This is a genomic window from Eubacterium callanderi, assembly GCF_900142645.1.
Lineage (GTDB): Bacteria > Bacillota > Clostridia > Eubacteriales > Eubacteriaceae > Eubacterium > Eubacterium callanderi.
The window spans coordinates 38,741-60,262 of record NZ_FRBP01000018.1 but is presented as its reverse complement, the minus strand read 5'-3'; the positions used below and the strand labels follow the sequence as shown (position 1 = coordinate 60,262).

The 21,522-nt window shown below is 47.2% G+C and carries 21 protein-coding genes, 1 pseudogene and 1 riboswitch; of the genes and pseudogenes, 15 read left to right on the top strand and 7 right to left on the bottom strand.

The features are described from left to right. Positions 1-77: 77 nt before the first annotated feature. The 5 genes from BUC22_RS20080 to BUC22_RS20060 all read left to right on the top strand — a co-directional run bounded on the left by BUC22_RS20080 (position 78) and on the right by BUC22_RS20060 (position 4,390). Positions 78-776, top strand: coding sequence for a response regulator transcription factor (locus BUC22_RS20080; RefSeq protein WP_013381286.1), 699 nt, complete (start codon positions 78-80; stop codon positions 774-776). A gap of 2 nt (positions 777-778) precedes the next feature. Then, positions 779-1,702 (top strand): sensor histidine kinase, encoded by a 924-nt coding sequence (locus tag BUC22_RS20075; RefSeq protein ID WP_090415294.1) that lies wholly within the window; start codon positions 779-781, stop codon positions 1,700-1,702. Between the two features lie 89 nt (positions 1,703-1,791). Then, the gene (locus BUC22_RS20070) at positions 1,792-2,715 is read left to right on the top strand and encodes an ABC transporter ATP-binding protein (RefSeq protein ID WP_013381283.1); all 924 of its coding nucleotides are present in this window, start codon (positions 1,792-1,794) and stop codon (positions 2,713-2,715) included. After that, on the top strand, positions 2,708-3,502 hold the full coding sequence (locus BUC22_RS20065) for an ABC transporter permease (protein ID WP_013381282.1): 795 nt from the start codon (positions 2,708-2,710) through the stop codon (positions 3,500-3,502). The genes BUC22_RS20070 and BUC22_RS20065 overlap by 8 nt, the downstream gene beginning before the upstream one ends. An 87-nt stretch (positions 3,503-3,589) precedes the next feature. Continuing rightward, positions 3,590-4,390: an ABC transporter permease gene (locus tag BUC22_RS20060; protein WP_013381280.1), complete on the top strand. Its 801-nt coding sequence runs from the start codon at positions 3,590-3,592 to the stop codon at positions 4,388-4,390. Positions 4,391-4,419: 29 nt separating this feature from the next. Here the strand turns inward: BUC22_RS20060 and BUC22_RS20055 are convergent, their stop codons facing one another. Further along, positions 4,420-4,914: a class I SAM-dependent methyltransferase gene (locus BUC22_RS20055; protein ID WP_013381279.1), complete on the bottom strand. Its 495-nt coding sequence runs from the start codon at positions 4,912-4,914 to the stop codon at positions 4,420-4,422. A 147-nt stretch (positions 4,915-5,061) separates the two neighbouring features. Between BUC22_RS20055 and BUC22_RS20050 the strand changes: the two genes are divergently transcribed. The 5 genes from BUC22_RS20050 (at position 5,062) to BUC22_RS20030 (ending at position 9,401) form a co-directional block, all read left to right on the top strand. Beyond that, the gene (locus tag BUC22_RS20050) at positions 5,062-5,568 is read left to right on the top strand and encodes a YcxB family protein (RefSeq protein ID WP_013381277.1); all 507 of its coding nucleotides are present in this window, start codon (positions 5,062-5,064) and stop codon (positions 5,566-5,568) included. Between the two features lie 65 nt (positions 5,569-5,633). Then, positions 5,634-6,545, top strand: coding sequence for a DUF2268 domain-containing putative Zn-dependent protease (locus BUC22_RS20045; RefSeq protein ID WP_013381276.1), 912 nt, complete (start codon positions 5,634-5,636; stop codon positions 6,543-6,545). Between the two features lie 242 nt (positions 6,546-6,787). Then, the gene (locus BUC22_RS20040) at positions 6,788-7,621 is read left to right on the top strand and encodes a DNA-formamidopyrimidine glycosylase family protein (protein WP_013381275.1); all 834 of its coding nucleotides are present in this window, start codon (positions 6,788-6,790) and stop codon (positions 7,619-7,621) included. A gap of 88 nt (positions 7,622-7,709) precedes the next feature. Continuing rightward, complete coding sequence (locus BUC22_RS20035; RefSeq protein WP_013381274.1) at positions 7,710-8,327, top strand: transglutaminase-like domain-containing protein; 618 nt, start codon at positions 7,710-7,712, stop codon at positions 8,325-8,327. A 12-nt stretch (positions 8,328-8,339) separates the two neighbouring features. Then, positions 8,340-9,401, top strand: coding sequence for an alcohol dehydrogenase (locus BUC22_RS20030; RefSeq protein ID WP_013381273.1), 1,062 nt, complete (start codon positions 8,340-8,342; stop codon positions 9,399-9,401). Positions 9,402-9,411: 10 nt separating this feature from the next. On the opposite strand, the gene BUC22_RS20025 is transcribed toward BUC22_RS20030, so the two are convergent. The 3 genes and pseudogenes from BUC22_RS20025 to msrB all read right to left on the bottom strand — a co-directional run. Next, positions 9,412-9,672 carry a hypothetical protein gene (locus BUC22_RS20025; protein WP_013381272.1) on the bottom strand — a complete coding sequence of 87 codons (261 nt, stop codon included), beginning with the start codon at positions 9,670-9,672 and terminating at the stop codon, positions 9,412-9,414. Positions 9,673-9,797: 125 nt separating this feature from the next. Beyond that, entirely contained in the window at positions 9,798-11,792 is a 1,995-nt protein-coding gene (locus tag BUC22_RS20020) for an alpha-amylase family glycosyl hydrolase (protein WP_013381271.1), read from the bottom strand. 81 nt (positions 11,793-11,873) lie between these two features. Beyond that, positions 11,874-12,320, bottom strand: a pseudogene (gene msrB / locus BUC22_RS20015) (peptide-methionine (R)-S-oxide reductase MsrB); the annotation flags it as partial. Between the two features lie 196 nt (positions 12,321-12,516). Beyond that, a riboswitch (M-box (ykoK) riboswitch) is annotated at positions 12,517-12,675 on the top strand. A gap of 272 nt (positions 12,676-12,947) precedes the next feature. Here msrB and mgtA point away from each other — a divergent pair. The 3 genes from mgtA to BUC22_RS20000 all read left to right on the top strand — a co-directional run bounded on the left by mgtA (position 12,948) and on the right by BUC22_RS20000 (position 17,493). Then, positions 12,948-15,599 carry a magnesium-translocating P-type ATPase gene (gene mgtA, locus BUC22_RS20010; RefSeq protein WP_013381268.1) on the top strand — a complete coding sequence of 884 codons (2,652 nt, stop codon included), beginning with the start codon at positions 12,948-12,950 and terminating at the stop codon, positions 15,597-15,599. 209 nt (positions 15,600-15,808) lie between these two features. Further along, on the top strand, positions 15,809-16,615 hold the full coding sequence (locus BUC22_RS20005) for a helix-turn-helix domain-containing protein (RefSeq protein WP_013381267.1): 807 nt from the start codon (positions 15,809-15,811) through the stop codon (positions 16,613-16,615). 11 nt (positions 16,616-16,626) lie between these two features. Then, positions 16,627-17,493: a PhzF family phenazine biosynthesis protein gene (locus tag BUC22_RS20000; protein WP_073383568.1), complete on the top strand. Its 867-nt coding sequence runs from the start codon at positions 16,627-16,629 to the stop codon at positions 17,491-17,493. 55 nt (positions 17,494-17,548) lie between these two features. On the opposite strand, the gene BUC22_RS19995 is transcribed toward BUC22_RS20000, so the two are convergent. The 3 genes from BUC22_RS19995 to BUC22_RS19985 all read right to left on the bottom strand — a co-directional run bounded on the left by BUC22_RS19995 (position 17,549) and on the right by BUC22_RS19985 (position 20,311). Further along, positions 17,549-18,805 carry an MFS transporter gene (locus BUC22_RS19995; RefSeq protein WP_013381265.1) on the bottom strand — a complete coding sequence of 419 codons (1,257 nt, stop codon included), beginning with the start codon at positions 18,803-18,805 and terminating at the stop codon, positions 17,549-17,551. 138 nt (positions 18,806-18,943) lie between these two features. Then, positions 18,944-19,594 carry a TetR/AcrR family transcriptional regulator gene (locus tag BUC22_RS19990; protein WP_013381264.1) on the bottom strand — a complete coding sequence of 217 codons (651 nt, stop codon included), beginning with the start codon at positions 19,592-19,594 and terminating at the stop codon, positions 18,944-18,946. An 84-nt stretch (positions 19,595-19,678) separates the two neighbouring features. Beyond that, a complete protein-coding gene (locus BUC22_RS19985; RefSeq protein ID WP_013381263.1) occupies positions 19,679-20,311 on the bottom strand; it encodes a CatB-related O-acetyltransferase in 633 nt (210 codons plus the stop codon). A 140-nt stretch (positions 20,312-20,451) separates the two neighbouring features. Between BUC22_RS19985 and BUC22_RS19980 the strand changes: the two genes are divergently transcribed. Both BUC22_RS19980 and BUC22_RS19975 read left to right on the top strand, forming a co-directional pair. After that, positions 20,452-21,006, top strand: coding sequence for a GNAT family N-acetyltransferase (locus BUC22_RS19980; RefSeq protein WP_013381261.1), 555 nt, complete (start codon positions 20,452-20,454; stop codon positions 21,004-21,006). 2 nt (positions 21,007-21,008) lie between these two features. Further along, positions 21,009-21,521, top strand: a complete 513-nt coding sequence (locus BUC22_RS19975; RefSeq protein WP_200805556.1) for a GNAT family N-acetyltransferase — start codon at positions 21,009-21,011, stop codon at positions 21,519-21,521. The last annotated feature ends 1 nt before the right edge of the window (position 21,522 follow it).

Below are 21,522 nucleotides of genomic sequence, written 5' to 3'. Positions count from 1 at the left end.
CCCTTTTTTATTTTTGTTCTTTTTTTCAGCGGAAGATGTTAGAATGAAAAGACAATCATGGACAAAAGGAGAACAAAATGAAAAATAGAATTATAATCATTGACGATGATCCTAAGCTGTGCGCCCTACTCGAAAAATGTGTCACCTGCGATGGCTTTGAAGCGGCCTGCGCCAGTGACGGCCGCGAAGGGCTTGAAAAGTTGGAGGAGGGCAGCCCGGTGCTCGTGGTGTTGGATGTAATGATGCCCGGTCTGGACGGCTTCGAGGTGCTCAGGAAAATCCGTGAAACCAGTGCGGTACCAGTATTGATGCTGACAGCCCGGGACGATAATATCGACAAGGTATACGGGCTCCGGCTCGGGGCGGATGATTATCTCACAAAGCCCTTTGATATTAATGAGTTCAGCGCCAGGGTTCATTCGCTGGTGAGGCGCTACACCATTCTCAACGGAAGCGGGGAGGAAATCCTTGGCAGGCTGAGCTTTAAAAATCTTGAAATCGATCCGGACAGGCGGCTGGTTACAGTTTGCGGCAGAGGGATTGAGCTTCAGGCAAAGGAGTTTGATATTTTGTATTATCTGGCCAAAAACAAAGGGCGCGCCCTGACAAAGAAGCAGATCTATGAGGAGGTCTGGCAGGAAGAATACCTGTATGATGACAGCAATATCATGGCGCATATCAGCAAAATACGCAGACTTATTGAGCCGGATTCCAAAAAACCGACCTATATTCAGACCATCAAGGGCGTAGGCTACCGTTTTAACGCGGAGGTGTGATCATGGAAGGATTGGAAATGCTGCTGACAGCGCTTTTGTTCCTTGCCGGCAGCGCGGCTCTTATTTTGGCAGGGAAACTCTATCAGGCACGCAAAAGCGTCCGGGATATGAATGAGGCACTTGAAGATATCCGAAACGGCAATCTGAACCGCCGTATGCTGGCAGCGCCGGATAATATTGTGGCGCCCTTTTTTTATAAAATCAACGCTATTACGGAGGGGTATCGGGATACAATCGCGGAGCTCAATGAGCGCGATCAGGCCAACCGGCAGATGATGACCAGCCTTTCCCACGACGTCCGGACGCCGCTCACCACCCTGATCGGCTATCTGGACGCTGTCCACAGCCACCTGGTTGAGGGAGCGGAGCGGGAAGAATACATCGAAACAGCCCGGGAAAAGGCCCACAGCCTCCAGATGTATGTGGATGATCTTTTTGAATGGTTTAAGCTGAACTCCAACGAGCGGGTGCTGGAAATCGCTCCGGTGAATGTGACGGAAATGACCCAGACCGTTCTGAGTGACTGGCTTCCGGTTTTTGAGCAAAATGAAATGAATTATGCTTTTTTTATCCCGGAAAAACGCATGACTGTCTCTCTGGACACAGCGGCTTACAGAAGGATTTTAAATAATCTGATACAAAACGTGGTGAGCCACAGCGGCGCTTCTGCGATTTCTGTTGGTGTAGAGGAAAAGAAAGACAGTGTGGAGATATGGGTAAAGGATAATGGAAGGGGGATACCAGCGGAGGAGCTGGACCATATTTTTGATCGTCTTTATAAATGTGACCCTGCCAGAATGGGCAAGGGCAGCGGCCTTGGGCTCTCCATTGTGGAGCAGCTGGTCCGGCTGCAGAACGGCGATATCCGTGTAATGAGCGAAGTGGGAAAGGGGACGCGTTTTCTCCTGGATTTTAAGCTGGTTTGATGAAAGACAAGGTTAAAGCAAGGTTGAGGCAAGGTTGGGGCAGGACACAGGTGGTATCATAGCAGTATCAACAGAGGAGGAACTGAACGATGAAGGAAAAATATGTTATCGCTACAAAAAATCTGACAAAGGTTTATGGCGATCAGGTCAGCGTTTCGTCTCTTGATCTGCATGTGCGCAGGGGAAAGATATATGGCCTGCTGGGCCGCAACGGCGCAGGAAAAACCACCACCATGCGAATGCTCCTGGGATTAACTGAGCCCACTCAGGGCGCTATCCGTATTTTTGGGAAAGACCCGCTTAAGGACGGTAAGGCCCTGTACCCGAGAATTGGAAGCCTGATCGAGTCGCCGGGCTTTTATCCCAACCTGACGGGAACAGAAAATTTGAGTATTTTCGCCACGCTTCGTGGCATTCCGAGGAAGGAGGCAGTTAAAGAATCCCTTGAGCTTGTGGGGCTTCCATACAAGGATAAAAAGCTTTTTTCCAAGTATTCGCTGGGTATGAAACAGCGCCTGGCTATTGCCCTGGCTGTCATGCACGACCCCGAGCTTTTAATTCTGGATGAGCCCATCAATGGCCTGGACCCCATCGGCATCGCAGAGATCCGTGATCTGCTCAAAGCCTTTGCGAAAAAGGGAAAAACCATTCTGGTATCCAGCCACATTCTTTCAGAAATTGAGCTTTTGGCCGATGATGTGGGCATTATTGATAACGGTGTGCTTTTGGAGGAGGAACGTATGTCTGTGCTCAGGGATAAAAACCAGATGTATATCCGTTTTGTTTTATCCGATACGGCTAAAGCAGCGCGGATTCTGGAAAAGGTCTTTAAAACCAATGATTTCAGTATTGACGACAGACACACGCTGCGGCTCTTTGACACCAGCCTGCGGGTTGGTACGCTGACAAAATGTTTTGTGGAGAATGAGCTGGTGGTAGACGACGCCCACACCTGTGAGGATACCCTGGAGGATTATTTCAAAAAAGTTACGGGGGGTGTCGGCATTGCTTAAGCTTGTGCGCTGTGAGTTCTTAAAGCTGAAACGCAAAAAATTTGTGATTTTTATCGTTTTGGCGGCCTGTATCATGCCTATTCCGCTTACGGCCATTGTCCTGAAAACCGGCATCGGGCAGAGCGCGGACAATGTGATGCCGCCCGCGGAAATGTATGACGGCCTGTTTGGTATGATTGTGGGCTTTGGAAATTTTATCTCCATGCCCTGCATTATCGGGATCGTGGCAGCCATGCTGTTTTACATGGAAAGGGATAACGACACGCTAAAAAATCTGCGAACCATTCCCTTAAGCAGTAATCAGATTATCGCGGCCAAGATCATTACATTGTTCATATTAGGCATTTTTTATTCCGTTGCGCTCATGGCCTCATCCATGGTGGGCGGACTGATCGGCGGCGGTATCAATGGGGTGGGCTATAAGCTGTGGATCAGCATTATGACAGGTATTCTCCTGACTGCCGGAACCCTGCCGGTGGTCATTGCCATTGTCTTTTTCAATCGGAGCTATATTTTTTCGATTCTTCTGTCCCTGGTTTATGCGGTGGGGGGCTTTGGTGTCGCGAGTACCAGCTTTACAAGCGGAAACTTCACCAATCCGCTGCTCACCATTCTGCCTGTCCCGCTCATCTGGCGCTGGCAGGTGCTGGCCATCCAGGGCGGCGCGGCCGCGGCGGCGGTCAAAGAAACGGCGGTTTCCCTGCCTTTGGCGGCCGGAGTTGTCGGTCTGATCGCGGTGCTGTCCATCGTGGGTATTCTGTTTATCTACGGAAAACGTGAAAGTTGAGGTGCGCTGTGAGAAAACTAAAGTGGATTTTGTGTGTTGCGGCGGTTTTTATTTTTATTTATTTGACCGGCGGGAGGGAGAAGAAAAATGCTGAAATTGATTAAGACAGAATTACTGAAGCTCAAGCGCTACCCCATTGTCTGGGTGGCGGCAGCCGCCATGCTCTGCGGCCCGCTGCTTTCCTGGTTTACCATCTCCATGGATACCAGCGGAACCTATGCCTTTCCGGATTTCTCAGACAATGTTATCTGGACAAATTTTGACGCGGTCAATCCTCTGGTTTTTACGCTGTTGGCAGGTTATATTATCTCCAGAGAGTGGACAGATGATACCCTTAAAAACCTGCTGACCATACCCGTCCCCTTCAGTAAGCTGCTGACCGCTAAGCTTTTGGTTATCGCGGCTCTGGTGGCGCTGTCGGGAGTCGGCAGCTTCCTGGTAACCGTACTGTTTGCCGGAATATCCGAGCTGGAAGGCTTTACGGCAAATCTGGCAGTGCAGTCGCTTGTGCAGATGGTGGTCATGAACCTGTGCGTGTATATCGCGGTACTGCCCATCATTGTTTTTACCAGTAAAAAGCCGGGCGGCTTTGTCGCGGGCGTGGGCTTTGCCTTCTTTTACGGGGTCTGCGGCGGTCTGGTGGCAGGCCACGGACTCGGAAATGTGTATCCGCTCACAGCGGGCTTTGCCCTTATTAATTACAGAATTGATCCAGGCGCCTTTTCAGAAGGCTTTGCCTATAACCTGCCCCTGTGCTGTACGGTGCTGGCGCTGACACTGGTTCTATCCATTGTGCTGATGCTGAGAACCGGTAAGCATGTGCAGAAAAACAGTCATCGGCAGAGGGCGGCGGCTGCGGCAGTTGGTTCAAAAAGCAAAAAGAGATGATGCGGCGTTTCGCCGCATCATCTCTTTTATTATTTTCTGGTGATCTTTGTGCGGGACAGATTTTCACGAATGGTGCTGCGGGTTATTTCAAACTGCTCTTTTGGCAGAATATCCTCAATATAGGGGAGGGAAGGGGCGTAAATAAAGGAGCCGCCCTTTTTAAGCGCTGTCAGAATAGATTTATAGCATTTTACCCATTCCAGGTCACTGCCGTCCTGTGCGGCCATGGCGGCAGACATTTCTTTAATAAAGGCCAGGGGGGAGAGAATACTGCCCCAGTAGTCCTTACCATAATCGACATGTAAAAAATCGGATGCGCGCGTAACATCGGTATCCTCTGCGCTGGGGTCAATGCCGCAGGCGCGGTGGCCCTGTGCGTTTAAAAAGAAGACGAGGTTCCCTGTAGCGCCGGAACCCACCACTAAAATGGGGTCTTCCAGCTTATCCATATCTAAATCCAGGAGTTCAATCTGAAAGCCTGCGGAGTATTCAGAGTTCAAATTGATGGTATTGTTGTTATCCATGATCTTTCCTTTCTGAAATTGATGATGTAAAACTTATACCCATTATAACGAATTTAGGACGGAATGCCCAGATAAAAATTAAATTTACCATTTGGGGAAAAGTTGGTGTATAATAAAGCCATTATCGAAAAAATAGAAGGATAAAAAATGAAAATTTTATTTGAAAACACAACCATTTACAGCAAAAAAATTTATCTTGAGGCGCAGGGAAAATGGTATCAGAAAAACGCTCTGAAAAAACGCTGGTTCTATTTACTTATGGCTGCTTTTTGTTTTGTTTGCGCCTATTATTATCTGTCGCGAGCGTCCTGGCCGGCAGGCGTGATATTTATAGTGATGGGAATACTGCTGGTGCTTGTCTATTTTCAGGGATACCGCTTTTCGGCAGAGAGAGCCTACAATGAGCAAAAAGATATTTTTCCGGCCAGTGGCTTCAAATGGACCATCACCAAGGATAAGATGGTTTGGAAAACAGCTGAGGCAGAACGGCCTGTTTTTTACAAACAGATTGAAAAAATCTATGAGACAGGGCATACCTTCGTGCTTGTGGCTGGCGGAAAAATGCATATTCTTGACAAGGATGGCTTTACGGCCGGCAGTGCTGCTGATTTCAAAAGTTTTTTAATGAAGAAATGTCCTCAGGCTTTTAAATAAAGCTTGACCCTTACGCGGCGTTATCCCTTAAACTGAGATTAAGACACGAAAGGAGATGACGTTTTATGAAAATCAATGCCATTTATTCTGGAAAAATTTATGAAAAGATGATGAACGCTTCTGACGGAAAAAGAGATGACCTTTACCGTTATGAGATGATGAAGCCTTTTGAGTACAAGTGGGCATGTATCAATGTGCCGATTAAGGCTGCCCGGAAAGGCGGCTACGATGTGGTGATGGCCTCTGAAATGATGGGGCTTTTCCCACCAGAAAGGGTGGATCATTCACAGAAAGAAGCGGTGGAGTGGCTTAAAGAAGAAAGTCTTTGGTCTGCCAGTGAGGAAGCGATAAAGAAATCCCTGGATTGTTTTGTAAAGGCGGGTATCGAACTGCCGGTTCAGGAATACTTTTTTACCCTTCTTCTGGCCAATCCGGATAATCCATATACACAGATGAGTGAGGGGTACTGCGGGGACGGCGGCATTCCAGGCTATATTTTGGGCTCATTGGTGCCGAGTGAAACGACGGTCGCCAGGATGCCTGCGGCCCTGGCCCATGAGTGCAACCACAATGTGCGGTTTCAATTCCAGAAATGGCGGCCGGATATTACGCTGGCCGAAATGATGGTAAGTGAGGGACTGGCCGAAAATTTTGCCGCGGCTCTCTACGGCGAAAAAGCCGTTGGTCCGTGGGTAACTAAAACAGATGCGTCAGTTTTGGAAGAGGTGATAAAACCAAAGATTGTTGAAGCCTTTGATGTAACCGGCTTTGACGGTATTACACCCTGGCTTTACGGTGACGAGATAGCAGAGATACAGCATTTCTTCCCGGTGGGGATGCCCTATTGCGCGGGGTATGCCTGCGGTTATCATATGATCCGCCATTATCTCAAAAAAACGGGCGTCCCTATTGCGGAAGCAACCCTGAAACCAGCCGCTGAGATTATGGCAGAATGTTCAGATTTTTGGGGGCATTGACAGGGAAGCCTGGCCTTTCTATGATAAAAGCAGAAAAAATAAAAGTGATGTAAGGCCGTGGACATTGTCTGTCCGCGGCCTTTTTCAATGGTTTAAAACAGAGTCCGGGGATGAGATGCTCTGCCACCGTTAATTTCAGCGGCTTTGGGCATTTATTTACTGCAAAAGAGCAAATTTCAGTGAAATATGACAAAACCTGTCAGTATTTATAGGGTATAATACAGGAAAAGAGGAGGTGCAGTATGCTGGAATTACCAGAAAGCTATACCATAGCTGGACAATTAGACGAGATCGTTAAAGGAAAACAGATTGAGCAGGTGGTTGCGGGAGCATCACCACATAAATTCGCCTTTTTTAATGGCGAGCCGGAAGCCTGCCGTGGGCAGCTTCTGGGGATGAAAGTAGACAGGGCCACGTCGTACGGCGGCTATGTTGAAATTGAATTTGGGGATAAGCGGCTTTTGCTGGGGGACGGTGTCAATATACGCTATCTGGAGGCAAAGGAAAAAAAGCCCAAAAAGCATCAGCTGCTGCTGACCTTTGAGGATGAGAGCGCTCTGGTCTTTTCGGTGGCGATGTACGGGGCAATCTGGGCATATACAGAAGGAGAAAATGACAATTATTACCATCAGGTTGCCAGAGAAAAGCCATCGCCCTTAAGCGGAGAATTTAACTGGGAATGGTTTGAAGGCATTGTGGCTGCGGCTAAGAAGAATACCAGCGCAAAGGCTCTTCTGGCAACGGAACAGCGGATTCCCGGTCTGGGCAATGGCTGCCTGCAGGATATTCTTTTTAACGCTCGAGTGAACCCCAGAACAAAGCTGGAATATCTGACGGAAGAGGAACTCAGCCGTCTGTTTGACTCTGTTAAAGCCACTCTGCATCAGATGACTGTAAAAGGAGGGCGGGATACCGAGAAGGATATTTTTGGCATGAAGGGCGGCTATAAAAGCATTTTATCCAAAAATACTTATAAAGCGCCCTGTCCGGTCTGCGGCGGTGCCATTGTCAAGGAAGCCTATCTGGGCGGCAGCGTTTATTACTGTCCAAACTGCCAGCCCAATAAAAACTGTTAAAGCAAAAGAAGTAAAAGACCGGTTGTTCCGGTCTTTTTATGCTATAATATTTTCAATAGATAGGGAAGACTAAACTTCGGGAGGCGAAATGAAACTCATACCGAAAAGCGGAAATTTGAAAGATTATTTAGAAGAAAGTTTTTATGTTAATTACAGTGACAGTACCATTGTGGATAAGTCAGAAAGCCTGTACAGGCTTTCTGAAAATAAACTGGAGTATATTGAAAAGGTTTTTCGTTTTGTTCGGGATACCATTGATCATTCCTGGGATATTCAGGGGCACAGGGTAACACGGACGGCCTCTGAGGTGTTGGAGGCTGGTGAAGGTATCTGCTATGCTAAATCGATGCTGCTGGCGGCTTTGCTAAGAGTAAAAGGGATACCGTCCGGCTTTTGTTATCAGCGTCTGACCATTGGTGACACACCGGATACCGGCCATTGTATACACTGCCTTAATGGTGTGTACCTGGAGGGAGAAAAGCTGTGGATACGTATTGACGCTCGGGGAAATACCTTTGGAAAGAATGCTCAGTTTAATAAAGCGCATCCAGAAAGGGAGCAGTTAGCTTTTCCTGTCCGACCAGAGTGTGGTGAGAAAGACTATCCAGAAATCTATGTCAGCCCGGCGCCTGCTATCATAAAGGCTCTCGAAACAAATGAGGATGCTCTTGATATGATCTTACATGGCCTGCCAGAAGCTATATGAGGGAGGAATAAAATGAAGTCAGAAAAAATGATGAAAGGGCTTGTCTGTCATAAGGACGGCGCCATCGAGCTTTTGGATATGCCGTTTCCAAAGCTTGAGGAAGACACTGATGCCATTGTCCGTGTGACACTCTCAACCATTTGCACCAGCGATCTTCACATCATGCATGGAGCAGTTCCAAGGGCTGTTCCAGAAAAGGTGCTTGGCCACGAGTTTGTGGGTGAAGTTGTTGAGGTGGGGAGAAATGTTAAAAAGTTAAAACCAGGAGCGCGCGTTGCGGCCAACTGTATCACTTTCTGCGGAGAGTGTGCGTACTGCCGGCAGGGCTTTATCAACAACTGTGAAAAAGGAGGCTGGGAGCTGGGATGCCGGATTGATGGCTGCCAGGCCGAATATGTAAGAGTCCCCTTTGCAGATATGGGGCTGACTGAAATACCAGATACCGTCACCGACAAAGAGGCGTTGCTGCTGGGAGATATTTTGTCAAGCGGCTACTTCGGGGCGGAGCTCTGTGAGATAAAACCTGGTGATACCATTGCGGTTATCGGAGCCGGACCGGTGGGGCTCTGTGCCATGGGCTGCGCGCGGCTGTTTGGCGCCGCCCGGATTATCGCATTGGATATCCAGGATGAACGTCTGAAATTGGCGGTAAAGCAGGGATTGGCAGATGAGACCGTCAACCCGTTTTCAGAGGACGCTGAGAAGGCGGTTGCAGCCTTAGCGGATGGCCGCGGGGCAGACGGTGTGATCGAGGCAGCTGGCGGCGAGAACACATTTGAGCTGGCCTGGAAACTGGCGCGGCCCAACGCTGTCGTCGCCCTGATTGCCATGTACGAAAAGGCTCAGACACTTCCGCTTGAAAAGATGTATGGAAAAAATCTGATTTTCAAAACCGGCGGCGTAGACGCTGTGCATTGTGAGCGCCTTATGAAGCTTATTGAGGCCGGACGGGTCAATACAGAATTCCTCATAACGCACGAGGCCCCTCTCAATGATATTTTAGAGGGTTACCGTATATTTGAGAAGAAGCTGGATCACTGCATTAAATGGGCAGTGACACCTTATCAACGCTAGCTTTGGTTATTTATAGATATTCGAGTATACCATATGGAGTAAGAACGATGGCGCCAGCAACGATAAGCTGTTCAGTGCCCTTTTGCAAAGCGCTGAGAGAGTCACAGCCACCGTCTTCTTCCAGCATCAGGGCATAACCTTCTTTCTGCATGCCAGGGTACAGAATAAAGTCTACGCCTTCCTGCTTTATCGAAAGCTTAGGATCAACCGCAGCGATGATTTTTTCCTTGAGCATGTTTTTCTCATTGGAAGATAAACTAAAAGTTTTCATAAAAGCGCTCCTTTCACAATAAGGAAATGATGCGGCGTAACGCCACATCATCTCCTGCAACTATAACATGTGTGGGATCAAAATACAAGAAAGTGCGGATTGCGCATTGTAATATCCGTTTTTTCTTAGCGTGCCGGGGCGTAGACGGCGGCTGAGCGTTTTGGAATATATAGGGTGGTAAGCCGACCGGGGCAGTTTGCCTTAGCGTCAATGAGGTCAGGCTCTGTGTCCATCCAGCCGCCGAAATCGCGGGATTCTGTGTTGAGAAGGGGCTGATAGCCGTTGCTGTCAGGAAGTGGGATGAAGCCATTGAAATCTTTTGTGGGATGGAAATTAAAGGCGAAGAGGTAAGGCCCCTTTGAATAGAGCAGCAGTTTTGCCCAGGTGTCAATGAGCAGAAGCTCAGACGGATATTCAAGCAGCTTTGTCTCCTTGACAAAATGAATCATGGCTCTGTCAAAATCCTGGAGATAGCGGTATCGAAGGTTGGTGTCTTCTGCCAGATGCCACTGCCGGCGGGCATACTGGTAGCTCCAGCCGTTTTCCTCCCGGGGAAAATCGATCCATTCGGGATGCCCAAACTCGTTGCCCATAAAGTTCATATAGCCTTCGCCAGCGCAGGTACAGGTGATCAGCCGGATCATTTTATGTAAAGCCAAGGCGCGTTCAATAACAGGGTTCTGGTTAAAAACATTCATATCGCTGTACATATCCTGATCAGCCAGCCAGAACATGATGGTTTTATCACCGACAATGGCTTGATCGTGTGATTCAGCATAGCCAATGACCTTTTCACCCGGCCGCCGCTGTGTAAGCTCATGCCAGAGTGCGTTTAAATCCCAGTCCTCGTCTCTTAAATCCCTTAATGTATGAATCCAGAAATCAGGGAGGCCCATGCCCAGCCGGTAGTCAAAGCCAAGGCCGCCCTGGGAGACGGGAAGTGCCATGCCGGGAAGCCCGCTCATATCCTCAGCGATGAGGAAACAATCCGGCTTTATTTCCTTTGCAAGGGCAGAAGCCATCTGGAGATAGGTAAGACCGGACATATCCGTATTGGATGAAAAGTACTGATCGTATGAATTAAAGTTTACGCCAAGGCCATGGTTATGGTACAGTATAGAGGTAACACCGTCAAAACGGAAGCCGTCAAAATGGTATTCGTCCAGCCAGAATTTTATATTGGACAAGAGAAAATGGAGAACCTCGGGCTTATCGTAATTAAAAACCTTTGAACCCCAGGCAGGATGATCGCCCTCCGGGCCGGCGTGAAAAAACTGATAGTCCGTTCCGTCAAATTCTCCGATACCGTCCAGAACATTGCGTGAGGCGTGGGAGTGCACTAAATCGAGGATAACCGCGATACCGAGATGGTGCGCTGTGTCAATGAGCGCCTTTAAGTCCTCGGGAGTACCAAAGCGGGAGGAAACCGCAAAGAAATTAGAAACCTGATAGCCAAAGGAGGCGTAATAAGGGTGCTCCATGATCGCCATAAGCTGGACAGCATTGTAGCCAAGTCCGGCAATATGAGGCAGCGTGTTTTGTGTAAACTCTTTGAAGGTCGAGACCTCTGGAGACTCTCCGGCGATGCCGATGTGAGCTTCATAGATGAGCGGCGGCACGGATTGATCGGGGTGAAAGGCCTTATCATGCCATTTGTAAGGCTGTTCGGGATTCCAGATCTGCCCGTCAAAAGCAAAGGTGTTTTTATCCTGTATCACACGCTTACAGTAGAGCGGTACCCGGTCAAAGGACTGATCCTTGGTTTTAATATGTACTTTAACCCGTGAGCCATGTGGCAGCGCTTTTTTTCCGGGGAGAAAGACTTCCCATCTGCCGCTGCCCAAAGGCTTTAGGGGGGTAGCGTCTCTGTCCCATCCGTTAAAATCACCAATGAGAAAAACAGACTTGGCGTTCGGAGCCCACTCACGGTATACCCACCCCTCGGCCTTTTGGTGAAAGCCGAAATAGAGGTAACCGTCTGCAAAATCAGAAAGGCTCTTTTTATTCTTTAAAAGAGCCTTTTTTTTCATATTAAACCGGTTGTTTCGCCATTCGATTGCAGATTTATAGCGTTCTAAATAGGGATCTATGTTTAAAATTTCTAAATTATCTGAAGACATTTAATCAACTCCTTAACTTGCTTTATAAATACCCTTTTGAGTAAAAAATAAAACAACTGAGAGAAGAATTATAGTCTGAAATTATGCTAAAACAGAAAGAAGCCAGCCATAGCCCTCCGCCTCCATTTGATCCTTTGGAATAAACCTGAGCGCAGCACTGTTGATGCAGTAGCGTTCACCGCCAAGGTCAGCGGGTCCGTCCTCAAAGACATGTCCTAGGTGTGCGTCGCCCGTCCGGCTGCGCACTTCTGTCCGGACCATACCGTAGCTGGTATCTTTATGCTTACGGATCGTGTCCGGATCAATGGGCTTTGAAAAAGAAGGCCATCCACATCCGGCGTCAAATTTATCAGATGAAGAAAAAAGAGGTTCGCCGGTGGTGATGTCCACATAAATTCCCGGTTCAAATTGATCCCAGTATTCGCCGGCAAAGGCGCGCTCAGTCATGCTGTTTTGTGTCACCTCATAGGCTTCGGGCGATAGCGTCTCTTTTAAGGACTGGTCGTCAGGCTTTTTATATGTATCTGGTACTTTAGCTGATTTTAGAGTATGTTGTTTCATCATAAAACCTCCTTACATGCGATGATTTGATTATACCCAATTCGACACAAAGCATGCTTAAATGAAACAATTGAGAGGCTAATGAGATATTTCTGTTGACAAACTTAAGAAATCAATAAGCAGCTTGACAAAGTGAAACAAAAGAAGTAAAATAGCAAAGAAATAAATATTTCGGTAGGTGAGGCTACCACAGGGATATGGATTACTGCCGCAAACTAGTGGAGACACTACAAGATGGTCAACAGTTTATGTCGAACGCAAGGCATTGACTAATGTAATTTCACCGCCCTGTGAAGCTAAAGCTTGAACGGTGAATAGATTAAGAGACGATTTTTTGATAGGTTGTCCTCTGTCATTGCTTGGGCTTTGGCAGAGGTTTTTTTATTGCAATAGAATAAATATAAGGTCGAAAAGGCAGGTGAGAAAAATGGACGTTGGACGAGAGAAAGGCATAGGTCCCGGAAGGGCAGAGGAAGCAGTGGAGGAACCGTGCAAACAAAAGAAATGGGTTTGTTTTTCCACCTCTGGCAGCTGCCTTTACTGAGGCTTGTGTCTTAACAAAACTGATAAACAAAAATTCAGGAGGTTAAGACAATGAAAATGATTTTAAATAATGTAAAAAACAGACTGTTGGAAGCGGCCGTTACAGAGCAAAACACTCTTGTAAAGACTTACAGTGCCGGAAGCTACACAGAAGAAAAGGTTGCTGAAATGCGTGAGGCCTTTGGTGAAAATAAACTGAGCCGCCATCAGAATGATTCTGTCCTGAAGCGAATTTTTGAGGCTTTTGTCAATCCCTTTACAGTTATTTTGATTGTGCTGGCATTGGTTTCATTTATTACGGATGTCGTGATGGCAGCCCCGGGAGAAAAAGATCCTGTGTTTGTGATGATTGTCGGAATCATGGTGCTGATCAGCGGATCACTGCGTTTTTTTCAGGAACAGAAATCAGACCGGGCAGCCGAACGGCTTGGCGAAATGGTCGAGACAACCGCTGCGGTCGACAGGAGTCCGGCCGGAAAAGCAGAGATCCCTCTGGATGAAATTGTGGTGGGGGATATTATCTATCTGGCGGCTGGTGATATGGTTCCAGCCGATGTCAGAATACTGAACGCGCGCGATCTTTTTATCAGCCAGTCCTCCTTGACAGGAGAGAGTGAAGCGGTTGAAAAGTATGGAAATCCGGTAAAAAATACGCAGGGTGATCCGCTGTCCTGTAATAATCTGGCTTTTATGGGAACGAACGTTGTCAGCGGGTCAGCCAAAGCGCTGGTACTGGCAGTTGGCGATGATACGATTTTTGGCTCTCTGGCCAGCCAGCTGAGCCCAAAGCGTCAGGATACAAGCTTTGATAAAGGGGTTAATTCTGTTTCATGGGTTTTGATCCGCTTTATGCTGGTCATGGTTCCGCTGGTATTTTTAGCCAATGGACTGACAAAAGGCGATTGGCCTGAAGCCTTTTTATTCGCGATTTCAGTGGCAGTTGGGTTAACACCGGAAATGCTGCCGATGATCGTCTCGGCAAATCTTGCGAAAAGTGCAGTGGCCATGTCGAAGAAAAAAGTCATTGTCAAAAATCTGAGTGCTATTCAGAATTTTGGCGCCATGGATGTTTTGTGTACCGATAAAACAGGAACCCTTACGCAGGATAAGGTGGTTCTTGAGTACCCTTTAGACATTCATGGCAATGAGGACGACCGTGTCATGCGTCATGCTTTCCTGAACAGCTGGCACCAGACAGGCCTTAAAAACCTGATGGATCAGGCGGTCATTAATCATGTTGATCTGGGAACTGCCGCTGTATTAAAAGAAGAATACCGGAAAGTGGACGAAATTCCCTTTGATTTCAACCGCCGCCGTATGAGTGTGGTGGTAGCAGACGGCACTGGCAAGACCCAGATGATCACAAAGGGTGCCATTGAAGAAATGCTGAGTGTGTGCAGCTTTGCAGAGTACAAGGGTAAGGTCGAGCCCATCACCGAAGAGGTTCGGAATGAAATCCTCGAGCAGGTACGGCGTTATAATGACGCCGGCATGCGGGTTTTGGGTGTGGCGCAAAAGACAAACCCAGCACCGGTGGGGCTGTTCTCGGTCGCGGATGAATCCGACATGGTGCTGATCGGCTACCTGGCTTTTCTCGATCCGCCAAAAGAAAGCACCGAAGCGGCCCTGAAGGTTCTTAAAGAGTATGGTGTGGGTGTTAAAGTGCTGACAGGTGACAATGAAGTAGTGACAAAAGCAATCTGCCGCCAGGTCGGTATGCCGGCCCGGGAGATACTGTTAGGCTCAGATATTGAAAAAATGGACGATGACACCCTGGAAAAAGCTGTTGAGAGGACCGATATCTTTGCCAAGCTCTCTCCACTGCAAAAGGTGCGGATTGTGGAGGCATTAAAGAGTAATGGGCACACCACTGGGTTTCTGGGAGATGGGATCAATGACGCTGGCGCCATGAAGACGGCCGACGTAGGGATTTCGGTCGATACCGCTGTGGATATCGCGCGCGAGTCCGCGGACATTATTCTGCTGGAAAAAGACCTGATGGTGCTGGAGGAAGGTGTGGTAGAGGGCCGTAAAACCTATGCCAACATCATTAAATATATTAAAATGACCGCGAGCTCAAATTTTGGCAATATGTTTTCTGTTCTGGCGGCCAGCATTTTTCTGCCTATGCTACCTATGCTGCCCATGCAGCTTTTGGTGCTCAACCTGATTTATGACATCTCCTGCACGGCTATTCCGTGGGACAATGTCGACCCGGAATATCTGAAGGTTCCAAGAAAGTGGGATGCCTCCTCCATTGTTAAATTTATGCTCTGGATGGGGCCTGCCAGCTCTGTGTTTGATATTACCACCTATTTGTTTCTGTTCTTCTACATTTGCCCTATGGTTTTCGGTGGCGCCTTCCATACCCTTGACCAAACGTCTCAGATCGGTTTTATTGCGCTGTTCCATGCCGGGTGGTTTGTCGAGTCCCTTTGGACTCAAACACTGGTCATTCATATGATCCGTTCGCCAAAGTTGCCCTTTATCGGGAGTCATGCTTCCTGGCAGCTGACAGGATTAACCACCCTGGGAATTGCCATCGGCACGCTTCTGCCCTTTACCTTTATTGGAGCAGCTCTCGATATGGTGCCGCTTCCGGGAATGTATTTTCCGTTCCTCATAGTCACAGTGCTGATGTATATGGTTCTGGTGACAATGCTGAAAAAATTTTTTGTCCGCCGCTATGGCGAACTGCTTTGAGCATACTGGAAACCTGTGCAGACGAAACGTCCCGCACAGGTTCTTTTTATATCGAGGTCACAGCGGTTGTTTCCGGGCGCGTTAAATGATAAAATGTCTGGAAACAGGCTGAAAATAAAGAATGCAACCGTTGGTTGACAAAATGTAAAAAAGGGTTGGTAGCCTGATAAACCATGCCTTTGCTAAAATAGGAAACGGAGGTGGAAAGAATGACATTTCAAGAAAGACTGTTTCAGCTTAGAAAACAAAAAGGGTTTTCACAGGAAACGCTCGCAGAGCGTATGGGCGTTTCCAGACAGGCCGTTTCTAAATGGGAATCGGGACTATCCAATCCGGATATCAATAATCTTGTTTTTCTGAGTGAAATTTTTGAGGTTTCTTTAGATGAGCTCATAAAAGGCGAGGCGCCGCAGGCTTCTGAGAAAGAGGAGACGATAAAAATTGTGGAAGTTCCCTGCAGCCGGCATTATGAATATAAAAGCCGGCATCATATTGGCGGTATTCCTCTGGTTCACATAAATGTTGGATGGCGCGGCGGACGTTTCAAGACGCATTTCAAGGCAAAGGGCATTATCGCAGTTGGAAACATTGCGACAGGACTTATCTCCATTGGCTTGATTTCAGTGGGACTTTTTTCTTTTGGGGCGTTGAGTTTTGGTCTGCTGGCGCTCGGAGGGTTAGCTCTGGGGCTTATGCTCGCCTGTGGCGGCATGGCTGCAGGGGGAATCGCAATCGGCGGCGTTGCTTTAGGAGTCTTTGCGCTCGGTGGACTGGCGGTAGGGATGTTTGCCAGCGGCGGATGTGCCATCGCTTCCCATATAGCAGTGGGCGGTTATGCAAGAGGGCATATTGCCTGTGGCGACATCGCCAGAGGCGTGCGAATTATTGAGCGGCATATCAGTGGTAGCGGCACTGTCATTGACAGTGAGATGATGATATTAGCCATCAGGCAGGAATTTATAGGAATGTGGGCGCCTTTCCGGGAGTTTCTGATAATGCTTTATGGGGGATGGTAAGGAGTTGAAAAATGAAAATATATATAGTTGATTCATTCACAGAAAAGCGGTTTTGCGGGAATCAGGCAGGCGTTGTTCTTCTCGAAAATGGAGAGGATTTCCCCAATCCTGATTTTATGCGTTTGCTGGCCGCAGAGCTGCGCTATTCTGAAACCGCTTTTGTAAAGAAACTGGAGAGAGAAGCCTTTAAATTGAGGTATTTCACACCAGCGCAGGAGGTTGAGCTCTGCGGGCACGCGACCATTGCGGCCTTTACGGTTTTGCGTGAGGAAAGCGTCATAAAAGTTGGAAGCTACAGGGCTGAGACAATGGCCGGTTCCCTTGAGATCGAAGTGTCCGGTAAAGATATCTGGATGGAAATGGCCGCGCCAAGAACGATTAAAATTTTTGAGCGGAAAGAAAGCGCGGCCCTTTACGCTTCCCTGTCGCTTGACAAATCTGACGTACCCGAAACGTTGGTGCCTCAGATTATAAACACAGGCCTCAGCGATATTATGCTGCCGGTAAAAAGCCAAATGGCTTTGGAAAAAGCGGTATTAAATGCTCAGGAGGCTTCTCGATTGTCTGCTGCTTATGATGTGACAGGGATACATCTTTTTTGTCTGGAGGAGGCGCTGGAAGTCACGGCCCGCTGCCGTAATTTTGCGCCAGCCTGCGGGATTGATGAGGAATCCGCCACAGGCACCTCCAATGGCGCGCTGACTTGGTATCTCAGGCGGCATGGCCTTATAAAGCCCGGTGAGATCAATTGTTTTATTCAGGGGGAGGCTATGGGAAAGCCTTCAATGATTAAAACAATTTTTGATGAGAAAGAGGAAAAGCCGCGCATCCGGGTTGGCGGCACAGCAGTCATTGTGCTTAAGGGAGCGCTTGTTTAGATTAACATAGAGTAAAAGAGATGATGTGCCGTTTTTGCCACACCATCTCTTTTTTTTAATTTTCCTCTGCTGGAAGGAGTTCAATGCTTTGAAAAATTTTGCGTGAAGCCAGAGTGATGACAATGGCAATAAGACCAGTGCCAAAAATGACTGTCCAGGGAGCACTGTCGGATATTTTAAATAGAAAACCATACAGTGCCTGCCCGATGGGCTGTGAACATACTGAAATTGCCATGATAAAAGACATCACCTTTCCAATTAGGCTTTCCGGTGTAATGATCTGCACATAAGACATCATCATAACGGTAAAAATAGAGGCCAGTGCCATGAGCGACATTCCAAAGAAGGTGATGACCGCGTAGCTGATCATTGACGGCAATCCGAGCAGAAGCACGAGGCCCATTGGAAGAACACAGAGAGCAGAACCAGCCAGAATGAGGTGTGCTTTATCCTGGGTGAGCTTGTTTGAAAGCAGGCTGACAAGAACGCCGCCGAGAAGCGCTCCGGCCATCATGATCCCTTGAGCGATACCGTAAAGCTGGCTGGAAAGGCCAAGATTGATGGTGATGACTGTAGGCATCCCGATAATGAACATAGAGGTGATAAAAAGGTTAAAGGCACAGACGACAAGCAGGGCTTTAAAAATAACGGGCTGTTGATGCAGAATAAAGCTAAGGCTGTCCCGCATATCGCCTTTGACAATGGAAAAAACAGAGCTCTCGGCTGGCCGCTTTTTATAGGGCATGTGAATAAAAATTTCCATGACTGCAGAAAGGAAGAAGCTGATGCCGCCAATAAAGATAATGGGGGTAAGACCAAAAAAACCATAGAGCATACCACCGAAAACAGGTCCTAAAAGCGAGGAGAGAGACTGTACCTGGTTGACAACAGCGTTGGATTTCATCAGGTTTTCGGGTGAAGAAAGCATGGGAATGCTGGACTGGACCGAAGGGCTGTAAAAGGACTGAATAATGGAAAGCAATACCATCATAACGCCAATCAAAACCACTGCATGATCAGGGACAAAAATAAGGCCGAAAATAATGACAATTCCTGAGGTGATAAAATCCAAAATGACCATGATGTTCCGGCGATTCACACGGTCTGCAATAATACCGCCGATAGGGGACAGCAGGGCCATCGGAATCATTGATATGGCCATGATCGAGCCAAAAACAGCCGAAGAGCCTGTAAGATTAAGCAAATAAAGCGGCAGGGCAAAACGTAAAAGCGCATTCCCGAACAGTGAGATAATCTGCCCGAGAACGACCAGGGTAAAATCCCGGTTGAAAAGTTTTGAGTTGGTATTCATGGTAAAAACCTCCAAAAAAAATTTAATACCGACCGATGGTATGTAAAAAGCTAAAAAATGCTGCTCCTTTAAGGAGCAGTATTAATACCACATCCCCAATGTATTAACTAAGCACTGGGTATGTGGTGATGCTTGAATTTACTCTTCAGAGTAAACGGCGTCGGCAAAGACGTCGATGGCTTTTTTAACAGCCTCATTGATAAGGTTTAATCCCTGAGAAGAAAGAAGGGTATCAAGAAACTTAATTTTTTCATAAAACTCTTCCCGCGTTTTGGTAAACAGCGCAGGCGTAATCCAGAGATTCGACAGCAGAATTAGGGTTTCTGCCAGCTCTTTCGGATATTGGGTATGAATCGAGCCGTCTGCGACCCCCTGCTCAATTAGGACTTGAATGGCGGGGGCGGTGTCCTCCATTGAGGTTTTAACCTGCATGACCAGCATCCGCGCGTTTTTTAACAGGTCGGGAACCATGTGATAAACCGCGTGGTTAAAGGGGCTTTCCAGCGATATAATCATACACTGCTGCAGGCGTTCCAAACCAGTTTTATTTGTCGGGTTCTGCGTCATTACATCCGAAAGACCCTGCTCCTTGTAAAAACGGTCAGTCACAGCATCGAGAATTTCTTCCTTGCTTTTAAAATGGTGGTAAATTGCGCCCTTGCTCAGGTCGCCGAGCGCATTGACGATATCTTGAATCGTTGTGGCTTCATAGCCTTTTTCCATAAATAATTCCCAGGAGGTGTCCAGAATACGGTTAATTGTTACCTCGGGATGTTTGTTTCTAGCCATAGCTACTTCCTTTTTAGATACATTCGGTTGGTATGTAAAGATGATACCATCACATTTTTTTATTGTCAAGCTAATCGTTATAATTTAAGCATTCTTCATAAGGGCGTCAATATTTCCAGATGTAATGTCTGTCAGGTATCTCTGAACTTTCTCGGCAGGCCAGTCCCACCAGCTTATTTTAAGCAGTTTATCAATTGTCTTTTCATCAAAGCGTTTTTTTAACGGTTTAGCTGCAACACCGCCGACAATGGTGAAGGGCTCTACATCCTTTGCGACAACGGCTCTGGAACCTACGATGGCGCCATGTCCGATATGGACGCCGGGAAGAATGATGGCCTCATAGCCGATCCATACATCACTTCCGACAATGGTGTCGCCTTTGTTTTCCCAGCTATCCTGAATTTGAAGTGGCATGTCCCAATCATCGGAAAAGAGAGGGAAAACAAAGGTGGATAACGAGTCCATCGCGTGATTGGCGCCGTTCATAATAAATTTTGCGCCACAGGCGATGGATCCGTATTTTCCGATAATTAAGCGGTCATGATTGATGGGATAGTGGTAGAGAACATTATTCTTTTCAAAATTGCGGGGATCATTGACAAAGTCGTTATAAACGGTAAAGTCCCCGACTTTAATTGCGGGGTCTGTTATGGCGTTTTTGAGATAAATACTGTTTATATCACCCTTTCGGGGATACATTTTATTTGCGTTTGGCATTCTGTTTCCTCCTTAAGTCTTTTAATGATTATACCACAGGATATAAAATTTAACCGAAGTGTAAAACGTAAAAAGGCTTTTCTTTTTCCGAAAAAGGTGTTAATATTAAAGACCCTGATTACGAGATTGGAGGACGGTGAATGATTGAGAAAATACTTTTTACGGATCGGCTGGTCCTGAGACGTTCAGAGACAGTACTCTCTGGAATGGTAGCCGAGTATTTTATACGAAACGCCGATTTTCTGAAAGCCTGGGATGCGGCGCATGACTCAGAGTTTTATACAGAAGCTTACCAGAAAAAAGTTTTGGAACAGGATGAAAAAAATTTTTTTCAGGGGCAGAGTTTAAGGTATTGGCTGATGCCTGAAAATGAAAACGTGGTTATTGGTAACATTTCTTTTAACAATATCGTTATGGGACCATTTTGCTCATGCTTTCTCGGTTACCGGTTGGATGAAAAAAGGCAGGGAAGAGGGCTTATGACAGAAGCCCTGAGGAAAGGGATTGAAACAGCCTTTGGACCGCTGGGACTTCACCGAATTGAAGCCAATATTATTCCCAGAAACAGAGCGTCTCTGCGGGTAGCCGAAAAACTTCATTTCAGGAATGAAGGCTTATCCTCAAAATATTTAAAAATTAACGGTGTATGGGAGGACCACATTCACATGGTTTTATTGAACGAGGAGATGGAATGAACATGATTTTAGAAACAGAACGATTATCACTCAGAGAAATGAATGACGATGACTTTGCAGACCTCTGTGAGATGCTTCAGGACCCTGTTGTTATGACGGCCTATGAACATGCTTTTGAGGATGAAGAAACAAGACAGTGGCTGGAGAATCAAAAAAGACGCTACCGTGAAGATGGTTTTGGTTTATGGGCCGTGCTGCTCAAAGAAACCGGAGAAATGATCGGGCAGTGTGGCCTGACCCGGCAGTGTGTGGGCGAAAACTGTGTTTTAGAGATTGGCTATCTGCTTAAAAAGGATTTCTGGCATGAAGGTTATGCAACCGAAGCAGCCACTGCCTGTAAACAGTATGCCTTTGAGGTTTTAGAAGCTGAGGAGGTCTTTTCCATTATACGGGATACGAACACCGCCTCACAGGCCGTAGCAAAACGTAACGGAATGACGTTGAAGGGAGAAATACTCAAGCACTATTATGAAATGGATATGCCCCATTTACTTTATTCAGCAGTGAGAAAATAAA